Annotated in this window: 11 protein-coding genes; 2 read left to right on the forward strand and 9 right to left on the reverse strand. The window is 37.2% G+C overall.

Translation table 11 applies throughout. From position 1 onward, the window contains the following. Positions 1-24 precede the first annotated feature (24 nt). From LOK78_RS01645 to msrB, 3 genes are read right to left on the reverse strand one after another with little or no spacing between them, the layout of a single operon-like run. On the reverse strand, positions 25-1,584 hold the full coding sequence (locus LOK78_RS01645; RefSeq protein ID WP_232633510.1) for a protein adenylyltransferase SelO: 1,560 nt from the start codon (positions 1,582-1,584) through the stop codon (positions 25-27). Further along, the gene (gene msrA, locus LOK78_RS01650; RefSeq protein ID WP_232633278.1) at positions 1,585-2,121 is read right to left on the reverse strand and encodes a peptide-methionine (S)-S-oxide reductase MsrA; all 537 of its coding nucleotides are present in this window, start codon (positions 2,119-2,121) and stop codon (positions 1,585-1,587) included. Beyond that, positions 2,114-2,575 (reverse strand): peptide-methionine (R)-S-oxide reductase MsrB, encoded by a 462-nt coding sequence (msrB, locus tag LOK78_RS01655; RefSeq protein ID WP_232633279.1) that lies wholly within the window; start codon positions 2,573-2,575, stop codon positions 2,114-2,116. The genes msrA and msrB overlap by 8 nt, the downstream gene beginning before the upstream one ends. 206 nt (positions 2,576-2,781) lie before the next feature. Here msrB and LOK78_RS01660 point away from each other — a divergent pair, with 206 nt between their 5' ends. Further along, positions 2,782-4,071 (forward strand): Pycsar system effector family protein, encoded by a 1,290-nt coding sequence (locus LOK78_RS01660; protein ID WP_166957780.1) that lies wholly within the window; start codon positions 2,782-2,784, stop codon positions 4,069-4,071. Here LOK78_RS01660 and LOK78_RS01665 read toward each other — a convergent pair. Further along, positions 4,038-6,431, reverse strand: a complete 2,394-nt coding sequence (locus LOK78_RS01665; protein WP_232633280.1) for a GAF domain-containing protein — start codon at positions 6,429-6,431, stop codon at positions 4,038-4,040. The two genes, LOK78_RS01660 and LOK78_RS01665, sit on opposite strands and share 34 nt — an antisense overlap. 192 nt (positions 6,432-6,623) lie before the next feature. Between LOK78_RS01665 and LOK78_RS01670 the strand changes: the two genes are divergently transcribed. After that, entirely contained in the window at positions 6,624-9,902 is a 3,279-nt protein-coding gene (locus LOK78_RS01670; protein ID WP_232633281.1) for a T9SS type B sorting domain-containing protein, read from the forward strand. A gap of 22 nt (positions 9,903-9,924) precedes the next feature. Here LOK78_RS01670 and LOK78_RS01675 read toward each other — a convergent pair whose 3' ends face one another. Genes LOK78_RS01675 through LOK78_RS01695 form a run of 5 tightly spaced genes read right to left on the reverse strand, consistent with a single transcriptional unit; the run spans position 9,925 to position 20,491 of the window. Next, positions 9,925-12,039, reverse strand: coding sequence for a glycoside hydrolase family 97 protein (locus tag LOK78_RS01675; protein WP_232633282.1), 2,115 nt, complete (start codon positions 12,037-12,039; stop codon positions 9,925-9,927). A 1-nt stretch (position 12,040) separates the two neighbouring features. After that, positions 12,041-13,708: an alpha-amylase family glycosyl hydrolase gene (locus LOK78_RS01680; RefSeq protein WP_370465552.1), complete on the reverse strand. Its 1,668-nt coding sequence runs from the start codon at positions 13,706-13,708 to the stop codon at positions 12,041-12,043. Between the two features lie 7 nt (positions 13,709-13,715). Continuing rightward, the gene (locus LOK78_RS01685; protein ID WP_232633284.1) at positions 13,716-15,137 is read right to left on the reverse strand and encodes an alpha-amylase family glycosyl hydrolase; all 1,422 of its coding nucleotides are present in this window, start codon (positions 15,135-15,137) and stop codon (positions 13,716-13,718) included. A gap of 6 nt (positions 15,138-15,143) precedes the next feature. Beyond that, positions 15,144-18,629 (reverse strand): TIM-barrel domain-containing protein, encoded by a 3,486-nt coding sequence (locus LOK78_RS01690; RefSeq protein WP_232633285.1) that lies wholly within the window; start codon positions 18,627-18,629, stop codon positions 15,144-15,146. Beyond that, complete coding sequence (locus tag LOK78_RS01695) at positions 18,629-20,491, reverse strand: glycoside hydrolase family 13 protein (RefSeq protein ID WP_232633286.1); 1,863 nt, start codon at positions 20,489-20,491, stop codon at positions 18,629-18,631. Before LOK78_RS01695 ends, LOK78_RS01690 begins: the two co-directional genes overlap by 1 nt.

Below are 20,491 nucleotides of genomic sequence, written 5' to 3' on the forward strand. Positions count from 1 at the left end.
GGTTTAGGTTTTTAATAAACAATCTTAAGAGCTGCAGGACAACATGGAACACCCAATTTTATGACGTGCCCAATCAGGTCTCTTAGCAAACCATTTTTCCTTCTCAGGCTGTTCTTCATAGGGTTGTTTCAATAAATTGAAAAGCTCTTCCAATAAACTATAATTGCCAGTTTCGGCATCATCAATTGACAATTGTGCCATGTAGTTTCTCAAGACATATTTTGGGTTAATTTGATTCATTTGTTTTGCTCTATCTGAATCTGATTTGGATTCCTTTTGAAGGCGAGTGGCATAATTATTAAACCAATGATTCCATTTCTTAATAGTTTCTTCATTATTCACATCTTCATAAAATGCTTCTTTAATGATTGCCCAGCCATCTTCCGGATGGTTCTTTTGAAATTGACTCAAGTTACGAAAGAAAATTGTCATATCTGTTTCGGTCAACATTAGATTATCTTCCAGGGTCTGTATAAGCAATTTATCGGTTGGCAAGCTTTCTGAAAGGCCAATTTTAGAACTCATCATTTCTAAAAATTTCTTTTCATACGTATCCCTATAACCGTTCAAGATGTCCTCTAAAGCTTTGGAATCTTCTATAAGTGGATACAATGCATTAGCCAATTGTAATAAATTCCATAATCCTACATTAGGTTGATTCCCATATCGGTATCTTTTATGTTCCGCATCGGTAGTATTTGGCGTCCAACCAAACTCAAAGCCTTCTAACCAACCGTAAGGCCCATAATCTATGGTCAACCCTAGTATGGACATATTATCAGTATTCATCACACCGTGAACAAACCCAACCCGCTGCCAATGAATGATCATTTCCAAAGTTCGATTTGTTACTTCCTTAAAAAAATTAAGATAGACTGCTTTAGAAGGTGTACCCAATTCTGGATAAAAATACTTGATTGTATAATCAGCTAAAGCCTTTAAATTTTTCACATCCTGTCTTGCTGCAAAAATTTCAAAATTACCAAAACGAATGAAAGTTGGAGCCACTCTACAAACGATGGCTCCTGGCTCATATGCCGCGTGTCCATCATACATCATATCTCTCATAACTTGGTCTCCAGTTAACACTAGAGAAAGTGCACGGGTGGTTGGCACTCCCAAATGATACATGGCTTCACTGCACAAATATTCACGTATGGAAGACCTGAGCACAGCCAATCCATCTCCTTGTCGCGAATATGGGGTAGGGCCAGCACCTTTTAATTGGAGCATCCAACGCTTGTTTTTATGATAAACTTCGAAAAGATTAATAGCCCTTCCATCTCCCAACTGTCCGGCCCAATTCCCAAATTGGTGCCCACCATAGTTCATGGCATAAGGCTTCGTATTTGGGTAAATATCATTTCCAGAAACCCAATCCAAAAATCCTTTGGACTTGACCTCTTTATTTGACAACCCAAGGTTCTCTATCATTTCTGAAGAGACATGAACCAATTGTGGATGGGATGGTTTTACTGGCTCTACATAGGAAAATGCCGCTCCCAAAACTTGTCTCCTGTAGTTTTCAAGAATCGGATCTGCAAATAGTTCTTTACTATATGTATTATCTATAATCAATGGTATCTATTTCAGTTTATTAGCATGCCATTCTCTCAACTTAGAAAGTTTGGGAGAAATGACATAGGTGCAATATCCTTGAGAAGGATGCAATTTATAATAATTTTGATGCTCTTCTTCAGCTTCAAAAAAATTCACCAAAGAACTTATTTCTGTTACTATTGGGGCATCGTAAAATTTTTGAACTTCTGAAATCACCTTCTCAGCCACATCCTTTTGCGCTTCATTTTGATAAAAAATCACAGACCTATATTGGGTTCCCACATCAGCCCCTTGACGATTCAAGGTTGTTGGATCATGGGTAGTCATAAATATGATCAAGATGTCGGCTAATGAAATAATCTTTGAATCAAATTCAACCTGCACTACCTCTGCGTGACCTGTAAGACCTGAACAAATTTCACGATAAGTAGGTTTTCCAGGAACCGTACCTCCAGAATACCCTGAAGTTACTGTTTCGACTCCCAAAACCTCTTGGAAAACTGCCTCAGTACACCAAAAGCATCCTCCTCCTATAACAATCGTTTCCATTTGATTATTCATTGGCTACAGATTCATTTTCCAAAACCAAAGAAGCAGAATTGACACAATACCTTAACCCACTGGGTTCAGGACCATCAGGAAACACATGCCCCAAGTGGGCATCACAAACATTGCAAAGAATTTCAACCCGCACCATTCCCATAGTCACATCCTTTTCATATTTCACGGCGTTTTCTTTTACAGGTTGCGTAAAACTGGGCCATCCCGTTCCAGATTCAAACTTTATAGTGGAATCAAAAAGGGGTTGATTACAACAAACACAATGATATTTTCCTGGTTTATGACTAGAACAAAACGCTCCAGTGCCAGCCATTTCGGTTCCTTTTTTTCTTGTTATTCTAAATTGGTCTGAGGTTAAAATTTCCTTCCAGTCTTCATCTGATTTCTCAACTCTACGTTCAGGATTGGGATTGCCATTAACTGCAAAATCTATGATATGTTTCCAAAGTAACATGGTATTTATCGCTTTAATATTTTAACATGAGAGGATAAGTTAGCAAAAAGGAAGTCAGTGAAAAACAGTTTTATAAAAGGTTTAACAAGATTTTTCCGCTATTTGTTTTAATATTGAAACAAGTATGATATCAAGTTTTTTTCTTTATCCAACTTTATTTCAAAATAAGTTATTTTAGTACTTTGTATATCAGTTAATTTCAAAATATGTCGCAAATAGTTAAGAAAGCCGAAGAATTTGTTTTCAACCTTTTCAAAGAAAATTTGGATCAAAGTTTTTTGTACCACAATTTCACCCATACCGAAAGGGTTTTGCGAAGCCTTCGGGAAATAATAGATGGCAATGAAGACATAGATAAAGAAACTGCTAAAGCACTTCAATTGGCAGCTATTTTACACGATACAGGGTACACAGTTACCAGAAATAATCATGAAGAAGAAAGTGTCAAAATTGCAAAGAATTTCTTGAAAGAAGAAAACGCTGATGATAGCATCATTGAAAAAGTGAGTCAATGTATATTGGCTACAAAAATGAGTGATGAGCCGAAGTCCCAAATTGAAAAGATTATTAGAGATGCTGATTCTTCTCATTTTGGCAAAGAATATTTTGAGGAAGCTAGTGAGTTTTTGAGGAAGGAACTTGAAATACAAGGTATCGCTCAACATTCCAGTAGTGACTGGCTGAACGAGAATATTAAAATGCTTAGTACTAAGCATGAGTTTTATACCGATTACGCTCTGAAGAATTGGCAACCGCAAAAAGAAAAAAACTTAGGCAAACTTATTAAAACAAAGAATAAGCTAAAGAAAAAGCGTAAAAAGGAGGAAATGAAGGCCAAAATGAAGGCCAAATATAAAAATGCCAGTCCAGAAAGAGGCATTCAAACCTTCTACCGTGTGGCGCTAAGAAACCACATTAAGTTAAGTGATATTGCCGATACGAAAGCCAACATATTGCTTTCGGTTAATGCCATTATTATTTCTTTAGTGCTATCTAACTTAATGTCTAAACTGGATAGTCCATCAAATGCTTATCTAATTATTCCAACTGCCATATTTTTAGTTTCCAGCATCATATCCATGGTACTTTCCATTATCGCCACAAGACCTAATATTACGCGCGGTGAGTTTACCAAGGAAGATGTGGAAAACAAAGAAGTCAATTTGACCTTTTTTGGAAATTTTCATAAAATGAAACTCGATGAATATGAATGGGCCGTTGACGAGCTACTTCAAGACAAGGAATATGTTTATAAATCATTAACCAAGGACTTATACTTTTTAGGAAAAGTATTGGATAGAAAATACCGAATCCTCAGAATGACCTACACCTTCTTTATGGCAGGAATGATTATTTCAGTTATTGCCTTTATGATTTCCTTTCATAAAAATGGGAAAAAGGATTTAGATGATGTCATTAGTTATCATCAAGAACAAACCGTCATTCATAAAGAAATAAAAGATTATGATTTAATGGTTTCCATCAAATCCTCATAAGTGTAAAAGGAGTTGCCATTTTTTTGATCTTCCTCATTGTTCGTATAAAGAATACTAACCCGTATAGCTTTTAAACCAGTTACGCCTTGTAAATCCTGAAGTTCAACCACTTGAACATCATCACCCAAAACATGTTTTGACTGTAGGAATTTTATATAACTTAGATATTCCTCTTCGTCCTCGCTTTGAGAGTATACAATGCAAAGCTTTCCACTTTCGGTCACCCGTTGTTCTGTACCCTTAATAAATGCCTTATCCACCCGTTTTTTAACCACTTCATATCTAGCATTGTAAGATCCATCAACATCAAATTGCTTTTCATCCATTCTGAATCGAATGGATAATGGTTGGTTAAAAACAAGAATCATTGATGCAACTTCCAAGTTTACAGGATATAAATGCTGGTTGTTATAAAACTCATTTTCCATTTCACACATAACCTGCATTTGCCATAAACGCAAATTATATAAGTGCATGATATTAAAACTGGTTTCTTTGGTTATGGATTCACCTATATACATATTGTGCTCCACTCCATCTGTTTTAAATCTTTCAAAGAAGTGCGGATACATGTCTTGAGCACCTAATTGTCGCCTATCCAACAAGTTTGCCATGTTTCTATTAAGTAGGCGAATGGTCTTATCGTAATTTTTTCTGTAATGATAAATGACATCCAAATCTTCATCAATTTTCTTGAAATAATCGTCGATATCATTTTTTAATTCAGAATGACTTTTTCTTAAAAGTTCAAAAAACGGACTCATTTCCTTTTTGAAGAAATGGGTAATTTGTCTTTCGCTATCCACCTTGAAATCACCTTCAATTTGACTTACATATTCTTGAACTTGAAAAGCCATGTGATCATAAATGGGCATAACCTTATCTTTTCTAGCCTCATTAATAATCTTAAGAGCCAAATTGAGCTGGAGCTTTAAATCCTTTTGAGTTGCTTGATTTCTAGCTTCGGAGGAACCACTCACATCAATTTGTCCAAATAACGGGTAAACGTCATCAAAGGAGATCTTACTGAATGATGTATTTCGGTTTTCTATAATATTTTCTTTGATAAACTTCTCTGCCGCTCGTCTAAATTTCCAGTGCACACTAGGATGAATGGAGGTGCACTCCTGTTGAATCACCGCCTCTACCATGTTCTCATATTCATTCTTGGAATTCTCAACAGCATCCACAAGGTGCGGCATCACATCTGCCAACTTTTGCGCATTGATGCTATTCAGTTCTTTGGGGGTAAAGGACACCAATTCCAAAACTCCCAATAGTCCCTCTTGATTTGCTATGGGTGCAAAAATGGCACTTTTCACTCCCTTTTCTAGTAAATGTTTTAAGAAGGCTTTCTTTGTTTTATTTTTCTTGTAGGTAGCTTCTACATCAGAAATAGCAAAGAATTTTTTCTCATTCAACAGTCTATTGAAAGACCACCTACTCAAAAAATCGGAACAATTAATACACTCCTCATCATCTAGCAAATAACTACTCATTGTTTGCCCATATGCTCTTTCAAAAGTGACATCCTCTTTATTGTAAATGGAAAAGCCCACCTTCAAATCTTTCAAACCAAAAAAGGCTTGAAAAATGTTCTCAAAATCCTCTATGAAATCTTTTTTTGACGGGTCTCCCCTTGAAATTAAACTGGATTTAATATTAGAGATAGCTTGATCATTTGTCACATCAAATATGTTTGAAATGACAAATCCCTTTAGCACGTATCCATTTGGTGGAAACTTATCTTTCCAAAGATCTATATCATCAAAGTTATCCAGGAGTTGATCCAAATCCTTTTCGGTAATTTTGGGCGTTTCAGGTTTTCTTTCGACCTCAATAAAATCGGCATTATAGAGAATCTTATAATGTCTAGTAATTCCATTGGCATCTGGAATTTCATAGAAAAATGGGCGCTTGAAATTTAAGCTTATACCATAACAATGATAAAGAACAATGGTGCAAAGCAACACATAAGATTCAGTGTCATTTAAGTTATGTATGGTTATCTCAAAATCATCACCAGCTTCTGAAATAATGGTCTTAAATCTTTCACTCGAATTAAAAATTATATTGTGTAGTGGTAGTGATGCTGTTTTGATTTCATTATCTGTTAAGACATCAGCAAATGAATCCTGCAACAAGACCTTTATTTGATCTTGATAAGTGTCTAAAAGGGCTAAATCACAAAAGCCATCTCTTAAGGCTGGATAAGGTTCTTGCACCTCCAAAATACGCTTAGCCTTAGAAGCCAGATGTGCATCTTCAGATTTTGCAAGCTGCTCGTACTTTTCAAGGAGTTTGTTAAAACTCACCTTGAATTCCATTGGTGATATGATGCTATCGTTAAAGTCTATCATAGAATAAAGATACAAATTATAGCGTTTGTCGGTACTAGACACCATTCATAACATGAAGTTAACACTTAAAAATTGACAATTCATGCTTATTTGATGGTTACATCCCCTACGATATCCCAAAAAAATACAATTTCTAGGTTGAATCTTAAAAATCTATGAACAAATTCTTTAAATTGTCAAACCAATTTTCGTATGAAAATACCTCGTCAGATAAAAATCATCTATCCCCAAAAAAAATATTTTTTTCTATGGGTACTATTTTTCATTGCCCAAATCGGACATTCTCAACTATCTGACTTTAACTTTTCGGTTTCATCAACGGACGAAACTTGCTCTGGAAATGGCTCTATTCAAATGACGGTGTCAGGAACAACGGCTGGTTCAACGATACTTTATACCTTATATGAATATCCCGATGTTGGAACTCCTATAGCCCAAACCTCTAACAACGCTTTCAATAACTTGGAGTCAGGCGATTATCTAGTAATTGCCACACAAACCTTGAATAACGAACAAGGAACACAACAGGCTGATGCCACTATTGCCAACGCAACAACAGCCCTAGATTATGAAATCACTCAGTTTTATTCCAACAATTGTACAACCACTAACCTAGAGATTATAGTACTTTCTGGGAACCCAGTAACCTATGAAATCATATCGGGCCCCATCACAGTCCCTACACAATCCTCAAACATTTTCAACAATCTTCCAGTAGGCACTTATGTAGTTAGAGTAAATGACGATTGTGGAAATGCCCTTACAAAAACATTTACGGTTGTTTTAGGCACCAATAGTTTGAATATAGATGAAGTATCACTTCCCGCAATATTTGCGAGCTGTGATGAAATTGACATTTTTAATCAAATATACCCTGATGAGGGAAGCCAAATATCTTACCCGCTTCAAATTACATACACGGTTTACCCACCCGATGGATCTCCCAGCGTCACCTATAATCAAACAATAAGCAATGGAGATGGATTAGGAGCCCTTGCTACCCAAACTATAGGAATTTTTGAACACGAAGAATTTGAAATTGATATTGTTGTAGAGGATGGATGTGGTAACCTAGCCAATCTTAATGACACCATTTTACCTGAACCCCTTATTGTCATTGCCCCATTTAGAAGTGAATGCGGTAGAAGTTTTTCGGTCATTACATCGCAAATCACTCCTCCCTATACCATGGAGATTACAGATTATCCCGACGGATTTGATCCCAGCGAGTACAACAGTATGCATCCCGGCCCCTTTACCGAAAATGGAGTGCATCCTGATGACATGGATGCTGACTTACCCTACGGATCCTACACCGTTGAAGTAGAAGATAGTTGTGGGCGTACAGCCAGTCTCACCTTTACTTTGGAGGAAATTTTAATAGACCCTATTGTGGTGCCTATGGATAGTGGCTGTGGCGTCTCATCTGGCAGTATTCTTATTAAAATTCCTACTAGGGAAATGGTATCTGCCAGTATCATTGTGGCACCAGACGCCTTTGATGAAACCCTTCCTTTTGATGTTTCAGAATTTATTTCAAGTGACGGCAGCTCTTTAACAGTTGAAAATTTACCGATGGGCGACTACATTATATTAGTTATTGACGAATGTGGTGATGAATATGAAATTGAATTTACAATTCCAGAAGCAAGTGTCGTGGAACCGATTATTTATACCACACCAAATTGCGAAACAGAAACAGGAACTTTGAGGATTTTTAGTCCTGTAGCAGATATTGCATCCATTTTAATCCTTCAAGCTCCACCAGAATTTTCTGAAGCCTTACCATATGACTTTAGCGCTCAAATAAATACTATTGGTATTTTTTACACAAATCAATTGGCTGCTGGAGACTACGTGGTACAAATTACCGATGAATGTGGCAACATTGATGATTTAAACATTTTCGTACCCACCTATTACACCACACCTAACATTTATAATTTGAATGTAAACTGTGGTTCCTTTGATGTAGGTGTTTTTGAGACCAATAATTCCATCCATTCAATTACTTATTGGTTTCAAAAATATTTCCCAGAAACTGATACTTGGGGACACCCTGATACAGGAGTACCCTATACAGAAGGTGATATGCCCAACACAGACAATGCTATTCAAATGCAAAATGAGGAAATGATTTATAACATCTTTTTGACCGGGACTTTTAGACTTGTTAAAGCATTTAAAGTGTATAACAACCCTAATCCAAATGCCTTTTGTTTAGATATTTTTGCGGAATTTGAAATTTCACAGGATCTGATTATTCAAGATGTTTTCAATTTAAACTGTGATGGATCTTCTGGAAATTCTGATATCCTTGTGGATGTTATTGGGATTGCACCCTATAATTTTAGTATTGTTTCACCCTTTCTGATAGATAATGGAGAAGATAACATTTTTACCGATCTTCCTCCTGGCACCTATGAGATTAAAGTAGAGGATGCCTGTGGGAGTATCGAGAACACCATCGTGAATTTAGAGGATTTGGTCCCCGTAGTAAGTGTTTTTACTCCAGACGATATAGTGATTTGCAATGAAAATGGTTCTACAACGGGCCAGTTTGATTTAACTCAACAGACATCTCAAGTTCTAGGGAATCAAAATCCAGAAAATTACACGGTTACCTATCATTTATCCCAGAGTGATGCAGATACGGGTAATAATCCCATTTCAACAACGTTTACTAATACGACCAGTCCCCAAACCATATATGTTCGTGTAGTACATAATACACTTGAAATTTGTCATGGTACGACCTCCTTTCAAATTATTGTAGGCTATCCACCTTCTTTAAGTGATTCCGAAAATATTATGGTTTGTGATGGTAGCTCAATCGTGTTGCAGGCAGACCAGGGATATGACGCCTATTTATGGTCTACAGGCCAGTCAACTCCCAGCATCGTGGTAACTGATTCAGGTGAATATACCGTGACGGTCTCAAATAATTTTGGAGACTTTTATTGTGATAGTACTAAAACTTTCACAGTTTTCTCTTCAAGCATTGCCACAATAGAATCCGTTGAGACTAACGACTGGACAGCAAACAACAATACTATTGAGATAACAGTCTCCGGATTTGGTGACTATGAATATTCTATTGATGGCTTCAACTTTCAAGACTCCAATTTCTTTGGAAATCTGCTTCCTGGTGAATATACGGTTTACGTCAGAGATAAAAATGGTTGTGGCCTAGTTACTGAAGTAGTATATCTTATGAATTACCCCAGTTTTTTCACCCCCAACGACGATGGTCAAAATGATTTTTGGCAAATTTACGGTGCCGAGACTGAACCTGGCTTGGAGGTTATAATTTTTGATAGGTACGGCAAGTTACTTACTACTTTCAAAGGTTCAGATTGGGGATGGGATGGCACATACAACGGTCATAATATGCCTTCTAATGATTACTGGTTTCTGGTCACTAGAATAAGTGGAGAAACATATCGAGGACACTTCTCCCTAAAAAGATAAAAGCCCCTTTCGGAGCTTTTATTTATTTCATAAGGCTTATGGCAAATCCGCCACCCTCAGCCAACTCTAAAGTCATTTTAGAATCTTTGGTAATTTCCATGTGTTCAATCTCTAAAGAAGTAGGGTTTGTATCCCAATGAGCATCTTTTCCATCTTTATAAATAGAGGCTTTATATGTTACACCCTCTTCAAGGAAACTAAAATCCAAGTCGATTGTTCTCGAATTTTCATCGGTAATACCTCCAACAAACCAGTTCCCCGTTTGTCGCTCTTTTCTAGCAATAACAACAAAATCACCCACTGCTCCATCCAAGACATCGGTTGCTTCCCAGTCCACACCTACATCTTTGATAAATTGTAAAGCATCTGGTCTAGACTCATAATGTTCCACCAAATCTGCGGCCATTTGAACCGGACTGTAGATTACTACATACAAGGCCAATTGCTGTCCCAACGTTGTATTGACTTGATTATCCTTTTTATAATCATCAAATTTGATATCAAATATTCCAGGTGTATAATCAATAGGTCCAGCTAACATCCTAGTAAATGCAACAATAGGTAGATGTTCTGGTGGATTACCACCATCGGTAGCCCAAGCATTGAATTCCTGTCCACGCAAACCTTCCCTTGAAATAGTATTCGGGTAAGTTCTTCTTAAACCAGTTGCTTTTATTGGTTCATGCGCATTGATAGCCACTTGATAACCTGCAGCTTTTATAACAGCATTGTTGTAATGATTCACCATATATTGACCATGATGATATTCTCCCTTGGGTAAAATTTTCCCGACATATCCCGTCTTAACGGCATGCATCCCTAAACTTTGCATAAGTGCATAGGCAGTATCTTGTTGCTTGGTATAAGTTTCAGTGGCCGCCGATGTTTCATGATGCATGATCACTTGCACACCCTTTTCTTTTCCATATCTCACCACCTCTTCAATATCATAATCTGGATAGGGCGTTACAAAGTCAAAAACACCTTCCCTATCTTCAAATCCTATCCAATGTTCCCAACCTGTGTTCCATCCCTCTACCAAAACACCACCTATATTATTCTTAGCTGAGAAATCAATATAATTTTTCACATTTGCGGTAGTAGCCCCATGAGTTCCATTTGATTTACCTCCTTCGGTCCAAGTGCTCATATCCTGAGTCATACCATAATCCCAAGAAGATTTCCCCAAATGCATTTCCCACCAAACTCCTGTATATTTCATAGGTGTAAACCAAGACACATCACCTATTTTATTCGGTTCATTCAAGTTTACAATCAATCGAGATTCAATTAAAGAAGGAGCATCTTTAGTAATTTGAATGGTTCTCCATGGCGTTTCAAAAGGTACTATTTTTTTCACCTTATACTCGGTATTCTCACTTCCTACCAAAACACTTTTTAAATCTAAATTTTCTGTATCCACCTGCAGTGTCATTCCAGAAAAATCAACCAAGGCTGCCTCATGAAAACTTAAATGTATTCCATCTGAACCTACCATTGTGACAGGAGTGTTTACGGCATTATTCGGAATATGTGTTTGCGCTAAATTGGGATGGTTTCTTTTACTTATGGCATCCACTTGAGATAATTTAGTCGTGTTATAAAGATGCTCATAGATATCCCAATCTCCAGGAATCCAAAAGGTTTTATAATCTTCATTTAAGTTGAATTCTGTATTCTCTTCGGAAATCAGGGCTTCCTTGAAATTTTCTTGTTCCGGAAATTCATATCTAAAACCGATACCATCATCATAGACTTTAAAAATTAAATTCATTTTTCTCTTTAAAGATGATGTTTCCTTCAGTTGTATTTTCAATTCATTATAATGGTTTATAACATCCAATTGTTCACCCCAAGGCATTTGCCAGGTCTCATTAAAAGATTTGGTTTCTGTATTGACAACCATCAAACTATCACTGAACGATTTGGTATTTGTAAAATCGAAGCCCAATGATGACGTGTCCACAATCACCTTTTTATTAAACACAACAGAGTAATAGGCCTCTCCTGACTTGGACAAACCAAAGCCAACTTCAATTTCCTTATTTGGAGATGAGACCTTATAGACTTCTTGTTTTTCTTCTGTTTGGCAAGCCGATAAAAGGATTGTCAACAGGAACATTGAAAAATATTTCATACTATTGTTTTTCAAGCAACACGATGGTTGCCTCTGAATTTATTGTTACTTTTCCTTCTTTTACTTCTACGATTTGATCTGAATACGCCTCATGAAGAACGGCTCCATTATCAAACGCTTGTCCTACATCCAGTACCTTTTCTCCCGTTGGCAGATCTAATCCGATGAGTACTTCATCTTTGTAATCGCCTTGAACAAAATTTCTGGAGAACACATAAGGGCTTTGAGAAATCATTTGATGAACCCCAGCTCCTATTGCTGGATGGTTTGCCCTAAATGTCCCCAATTTTTGCCAATGCTTTAAAACGGCCTGAGTTTCTGGATTGTTTTGAATAGCTTCCCAATTCATATTGGAGCGTAAATTAGCATCACCGTTGGCGCCTTCTACAATTAAAGGTCGTGCTGATTCATCCCCATAATAAACCTGAGAAGTTCCAGGACACAACAATAACTTATTTGCTGCCTCATAAGGTTTACTCCTTTCTTTATCAAAGGGTGCTCCATCATCATGGGAAGTCAAATAATTTAAAACACCATAACCCTTTAACTCATTTTGAAGAATCTGATTGTACTTAGAAAACATATCCTCATAAGACATTTGGGCTGCATTCCATTTAATTTCAAAATTGATTAAACTATTGAAGGCACTATCAAAATAATTTACTTTTCTATCGCCAAAATCAAAGGCGGTTGTATGACTAATATTGTAATTATACACTTCACCAACCAAATAGAAATCATTGGCATCCAACACTAAATCTGGATGTTCTGTTTTCCATTGAGAAAAAGCTGAATCACATACTTTTTTGAATTCTTGCCACACATAAGGCTCGGTATGTTTAACGGTATCTACTCGATACCCATCAATTCCATACTTTGTAATATAATCTGCCAACCATTTCATTATGTAAAACCGTGGCGCTTTTGGCAATCCTGTCTGGTCAAAAAAGGTTGTTAGTTCTGCTACCTCTTGCTCATATCTACCTTCCGCTTTCCATTTTTCTACCAATTGCGGAGGCAACTCTACCAATTCGTTGCTTTCTGTTTTAACATCTGGCAAATTTTCAACCAAGGTACAGCTCACTGTACCATCAAAAGAATCAAAGGAACATGCTGGTCCTGTTCTAACCCATTCATCTGGCCAAACAGGATCTTTATCAGTAACCGGTCCAGTATGATTGATAACAGCATCAAGCAACACTCTAATTCCTTTGGCATGGGCCAATTGGATCATTTCCTTTAAATCTTCTTTTGTTCCAAAATTAGGGTCTAAAGAGGTCCAATCTTTCGTCCAATATCCATGGTAACCATAGGTAGCCCCAGTTCCTTCATCAGTTGCCCCATGAATTTGCTCTACAATTGGAGTTAACCAAATGGCATTGATACCCAGATCAGTAAAATATCCATCTTTAATTTTTTGAATCACCCCTTTGATATCTCCCCCTTCGAAACCACGAAGCACCGCCGTTTCTTTAGTTCTATCAAAATTGACATCATTGGAAGCATCACCATTATTAAAGCGATCTGTCAGCAAAAAGTAAATATTGGCTCCTTCCCATACAAATGGGGTTTCTACCTTAGCCATAGTCTCGACATTTTCTTTCTTTGGCTCATTTTTACAGGCCAACACAAAGATACAAAGCAAAAAAATGGCAGTAAATCGTTTTATCATAACTTTAATCAATCAATAATTTGAACTCCCATGGTTTAAAGGTTAGCTCTTGGCCTTCCTCATATTCCTCTTTTTCATTAGTAATGGTATTTAAATACTTTCCTTGTAGGCCATTTTGAAGTGTTTGAGTATCTGCTGAAACATTACCAATAAATGTTATTTTTTGTCCGTTATGGTCTCTAGTTATTTTTAGGATATTAGCATTAGAAAGAGGCTCTCTTTCAAAATTGGCATGTGCATTTAAAGCGGCATTTGAATTTTTAACTTCTCCCAAATCAACTAACAAATCCCACATGGCTCCCTTGGTTTTAGGGATAGAATCTTTTTCAAAAAACTTTAATCGGTGATCCATACCATATTCTTGCCCTGAATAAATAAGTGGCATACCTGGAACCACATAACTTAAAGTAGTCATTAAAGGCGCTGCCTCACCCATACGTTCTTTTATTGTTCCATTCCACGAATTTTCATCGTGATTGGTTACAAAATTCATTAAGATATCATCTGCTTCATAATTCTTAAATCGCTCTTCAAAATAAGCATCAAAATCCTCTAAAGACTTCTTGCCTTGTGCCATACCATTCATTAAATGATGAAAATCCCAACCATAACACATATCAAACATTTGATCCCCTTTAAGAAGTTCAGCTTCATGAGCTTCAGCTAACATGAATACTGGTTTTGCGGCTCTAATTTTGGGAATGGCGTCAGCCCAAAAATCTGTAGGAACACTACCTGCCACATCACATCTAAATCCATCGATGTTCTCCTCTTTAACCCAATACAGCATATCTTCAATCATTTCATTTCTCATGTTTTGATTGTCATAATTCAAGTCTGCCGTATCGGTCCAATCGGTTCCTTCTGGATGAATAATTTCACCGTTTTCATTTTGAGTGTAATAATCTGGATGCTCCTTGATCCAAACATGATCCCACCCTGTATGGTTTGGCACCCAATCCAAAATGACATAGATTCCATTATCATGGGCTGTTTTGACTAACTCCCTAAAATCTTCAATAGTTCCAAATTCTGGGTTGATTTTAGTATAATCGGTTACAGCATAATAGCTTCCTAAATATTTGCTTTGTTCTTCTTCTGGGAAATCTGATGCAAATTTGCTATCAGGGCCACCGGTAGCCTTTCTTTTGGTTTCAGAAATAGGGAAAACTGGCATCAACCAAACTACCTTGACACCCAACTCTTTTAATTGAGGTATGTCTTTGGTGAATTCTGAAAACGTTCCCTCTGAAGAGTACTGGCGAATATTAGCCTCATAGATGACAGCCGTTTCCATATCCGATTTTGAAATTGGTTCCAATTGGACCTCAACGGTCTCTTCAGTGATTGGTTCAGGGGATTTGTTTTCATTTTTACAGGAAAAGAAAAACCCTGATAGTATTAGAAGGACGATTAGTTTTTTCATGACGTTTTATTTTAAATTCAATTCTATTTTTTGGTTTGTATGTGTATCCCAATCTAAGCGTAAAGTTAAGCTTTGATTTACCTCACTCCATTGAAACTGGGTTTTAGCCCCATTCAATCTCAATTGTTTTGGTTTCTTTTCAATATTGTGGAGTACTAACTCTATTTGTTTCTTGGAGTTTAAAGTTTGGCTTCTATGTTTGGTTTCAAAAGAAAGGACTAATTGTTTATCCTGAAGCTTTGATCTAAACGCTATGAGTTCATATTCCTCCTTTTCAAAAGCTTGTAATGTTTTACCATCATCAGTATAGATTTCGGAGTGACTATCTTCCACAGAATCATCATAATAAAAGTGTACAACCCATTCAGATCCATCATACCCTTTTGTTGATGTCATCGGTTTTGCCATCGTGATAAAACTACCACCTCTCACAAAAGTGGGAATACCATTTTCTTTTAAAGGAACTGTTTCGGTGGTCCCTCCCAAATATTTCTTATCTGTATAGAAATCAAACCAATTGGACGTTCTAGGAAAATAAACTTCCTGTTCCTTTTTATTTGCTTCTAAAACTGGAGACACTAATATATCATCCCCCCATAAATAGGTTTCCGAATAAGCTCGCAGGGTATCATTTTCTGGTTCTTCAAAAAACAAAGCACGCATAAGTGGTAAACCTTGAGAATGATTTTGATAGACCAAATTATAATTATAAGGCAATAACTGATATCGTAACTCAATAGCTTCCTTAGCCAGTTTTTTTGCATTTTCACTTCTGAAAATTGGTTCGCTTGCCACTTCCTCCTGAGCATGTGGTCTAAAAACAGGTTGAAAAACACCATATTGCAACCATCTGGCATAAAGCTCATCATCTAGAAATGGATTTGCAAACCCACCTAAATCCGAATGCATATAGGCCAATCCCTGCATTCCCATTTGTAGTGCAATTTCTGGTTGACTTTGTAATCCGCCCCAAGTACGATTTACGTCCCCAGACCACGGCACCATACCATAACGTTGAGAACCTGAATAACCAGCACGCATAAGAATAAATGGACGTTGGTTGGGGCTAGTTTCATAAAATGCCTTCTGCACCAGACGAGCCCAATCATGTCCATAGGTATTATGAACTTCATCTGCTGTTCCCGTTGCGTGAATAAGACCGGACGGATGTAATTCTGGTTCTCCCAAATCACCCCAAATACCAGTCACCCCCATACCTAATAATTCCTTGTATATGTTCTTAAACCAGTTAAAACCAGATGATGAATACACATCTATCAAGCCCGTGTTTCCGAAGAAAAAATCATAGGTATAAGGATTCCCTAAAGAATCTTTCGCCAACGCATCAGCCTTAACAGCTTCATTCCATCTATTTGAAGTAGTCAAAACAAAAGGCTCTGTTATTAAAACTGTTTCAACCTTTTGATCCCTAAGTGTTTTTATCATCTGCTTCGGATTTGGAAATGAATCGGTATCAAAAGCCAGATTACCCATGGTTCCAGTCACTTCTTTACCAAACCAATACAGATCTAAAATTATGGCGTCAACTGGTATGTTTTCTTCCCGGAATGTTTCAATAGTTTCCAAAACTTCTTTTTGGGAATGGTACCCAAATCTACTGGAGAAATTTCCCAATGCCCATCTCGGCAACATGGGTTGCCTACCAGTTAAATTTGTGTATTCGGATAAAAGTTCCTTCCAAGAATCACCTACCACTATTTGGTACGTTTTTCTTCCTGAAATGGTTTCGTATGTAAGCGTATTTCTTTCTTTGCTATCTAAATCCAAAAATCCAATGGGAGCATTATCAAAATGCAATAAATACTGTTTAGATGACAAGACAATGGGCAACGTAAAATTCATTAACTCACTATGTGTCTCGTAACCGTAATGTGCTTTATTGTAGAGTTCCAATCGATGACCGCGACGGTTCATCCCCAGAGCTCTTGCTCCACCACCATAAAGCACCTCGTCTTGTGAAATACCAAATTGAATGGTTTCATAGGTCTTGTTTCTTTGATATCCGTTTCTTTCGGAAATAACTTCCTGACCTTGATACCAATAGGAAATCCTAAAGGGTTCTTTTTGAATTTTAACTTGAAAATCCTGATTGGAAAAAGCAAAACCATTTGTCCCCTCAACCAATTGTGCCTTACTTGGCAGGGGCCGTAGAACAACAGCATGAGATTGGGGATTGTAAACCTCCCCTTCAGGTATAAAACTGGTTTCAACCACCTTTGAATCATAAAATTCAATGAGATAGGTCCCGTCTGTAACTGTTATATTTAATTTATTTCCTTCCACAGAAGCACCAACAAACTCACGTTTTGGAATTTTCTCTGAGAACAACCAACAGATGGTTTCTTCAAAATTATTTCTCCATAGTTGCTCGTTATGCTTACCTTCTGGCTCAACTTTAGCAAGGATATTTTTAGAAGGGAATCCATGCTCCTTTAATAAGGACACCACTGTTTCCACTCCTTGAACCGTTTCATTTATTTCTTCAAAAGCCACATTCTCACCTTCCTTGCCTCCTGCCAAAAAATACATTTTGGTATTTTGGATGGATACGTGCTTTTTGGTATAGTCTAAAATTTCAGGAGCAAACCAAAAGGCCGGCGAAAAGACTCCCACTTTCCCGAAAGTTTGTGGATATTTAAGAGCTGCATAATGTGAAATTAAACCGCCCATGGAACTACCAATGATGGCCGTATTCGATTTATCTGAAAGTGTTCTAAAGTGATTATCTACATTTGGTTTTAAGGTGTTAACTACAAAATCGAGATAAGCATCCCCTTCACCGCCACCATATGCCTTGTTTGTCCAAGGGGAATATTCATCCAAACGCTTACTTCCCCCATTATCAACCCCGATGACAATTAGTTCTAAACCGCGCTCTTCAAAAAGTTGGTTCATCGTTTCATCAACCTCCCATTCACCAGAATAGGAAGTCAACTTGTCAAACAAATTTTGACCATCGTGCATATAAACTACAGGATAGGACTCTGTGGATTCCTCATAATCTGGGGGAAGATACACCCAAACCCTCCTGTCTCTATCAAGTTGGGGCATATGAAATGCTTCTGATAAAACACTCACATTTTCTAAAGCGGTACTTTCTGGCTTGCTTTCAAAAAGATGTGTCCAACCCTCAATGGTAACTTGAAGCGTGTCTGCTTCCTTTGTAAAAAGGTAGGATCTATTATCTAAAGCCTTCCCTTTTCCATTACATTCAACTGTCTCCCATGAGCCAAGGGTAAACTTAAAATTAATAGCTCCCTCTTGTTTTGGGAAAGTGATGTAATAGCTGTTTTCTTTTTGTTGTAATTTAAAAGACTCCTGACCCCCAGACCAACCTTCAAAATCTCCTGAAATATACAGGGAAGCTTCATCTGGAGTATTATCAGGAATTTCATTCACCAAAATTGTTACTTGGGCAAAGTTGGCTAGCCCAGTTAAAAAAGCGATTATGAAAATGGTGATTTTTCTCATTATATTTTGGTGGTAAGCAACACTACCCCTCTCTGATTCAATTGGATAGAATCTGACCATTTAATTGTTTCACCAGTTACTATATTGGTGAGTTCTTTATCAGTTAACCCCATTTCACTATAACGCTTTAGGTCAATAGTCATTGAAGCTTCATTTTTATTAAGTATACAAACTACCGTTTCATCACCATGCTGCCTGAACAAAAAATAGGTGCCATTAAATGGACCAAAATGAATGGTTTTTCCTTTTTGAATAGCATCACTAGTTTTTCTATAATTCAACACTTTTTTCAGGAATCCCTGCATCTCTTTTTGACTGGTCGTCATACCTTCACCAGTAAACCCATTTCTAGAATCACCATCCCAACCTCCTGGAAAATCAGTTCGGATTAAACCATGATCATGAGGTTTGGCTGTATTCTGAATTAATACTTCCGTTCCGTAATACACTTGTACAATCCTGGGAATAGTTAACAAATAGGCTAGAGCCATTTTGGTATTGGGAACATCTTCTTTAAGTTGTGTAAAAATGCGATCCATATCATGATTATCGGGAAAAATCATAATATCCTCTGGCTTGGTATAGGCAAAATCATTGGCTAGACCTTCATATAGTATTTTTAAGCCAGTTCCCCAAGATTCCTCCTGATTCAACGCTTTCACCAAAGTTTCCTGCATGGGGAAATCCATTGACGAAGATAAATGAGATTCATATCCCTGTTTGTTCGGTGTGCCCTGTTGCCAGTACCTTACCAACAACGGATTGACACTCCACTCTTCACCAACAATTTTAAAGTTTGGGTATTCCTTCATAATGGCACCAGCCCAATCACTCATAAAAGCCTTATCGGGATAGGGATATGTGTCTTGTCGAATTCCGTTTAATTGCAAAGTTTCTATCCACCAAATATTGTTTTGAATGATATATTTGGCCATGAATGGATTACGTTGATTTAAATCTGGCATGGAAGAAACAAACCAACCTTCAGACATTCCCTTCTTGTCGCTCTCTGAAGCATACAAATCCTGATTCGTAGTGCGAAAATGGTTTGAATTATTTAGTGGTTCATGGTTTTCAAAAGCTTGTTGTTGGTTTACCCAATCAGAAAACGGCAGATCCTTCATCCACCAATGCACAGAACCACAGTGGTTGGCAACCATATCCATAATCAATTTAAGTCCGCGCTCACTCATTTCCTGGGATAGTTCTTTGTATTCTTCCAGTGTTCCAAAGCGCGGATCTACCTCATAAAAATCCGTGATTGCGTACCCATGATAGGAAGATCTTGGCATGTCATTGGTTAACATGGGAGTAGGCCAAATGGCAGTAAATCCCATATCATGTATGTAGTCCAAATGATTAATAATGCCTCTTAAATCGCCTCCATGCCTTCCATAGTCATTCCCTCTATCAATAGTCTTCTCTTTTAAATCCTTATTGATATCATTTGTGCTATCTCCGTTTGCAAATCGATCTGGTGTTATTAAATAGATAGCATCAGAATTATCAAAACCAATAAAATCTGCAGCAGCCTTTTCTCTTGATTTCAGTTCATAAGAAACCTTTTTCGTTTTGTGTTTCTTTGAGGTCAATTCAATTTGAAAAGTTCCAGGCTTGGTTGATTTATCAATTTCAAGATCTATAAAAAGATAATTGGGGCTTTTGGCCTGATGAACTTTGGTGATAGTTATACCAGGATAACTGATTTTTGGTACATAATCTCCAATATTGGAATCCTTAACCAAAAGTTGAAGTGATGTATCCTGAAATCCAACCCACCAATTGGGAGGCTCTACTCTGTCAATTTGAGCATAGCCTTGAATCCCAATAACTAGGAAGAAAACAACAAAAATCTTTTTCAT

The organism is Mangrovimonas futianensis (assembly GCF_021245805.1).
GTDB lineage: Bacteria > Bacteroidota > Bacteroidia > Flavobacteriales > Flavobacteriaceae > Mangrovimonas > Mangrovimonas futianensis.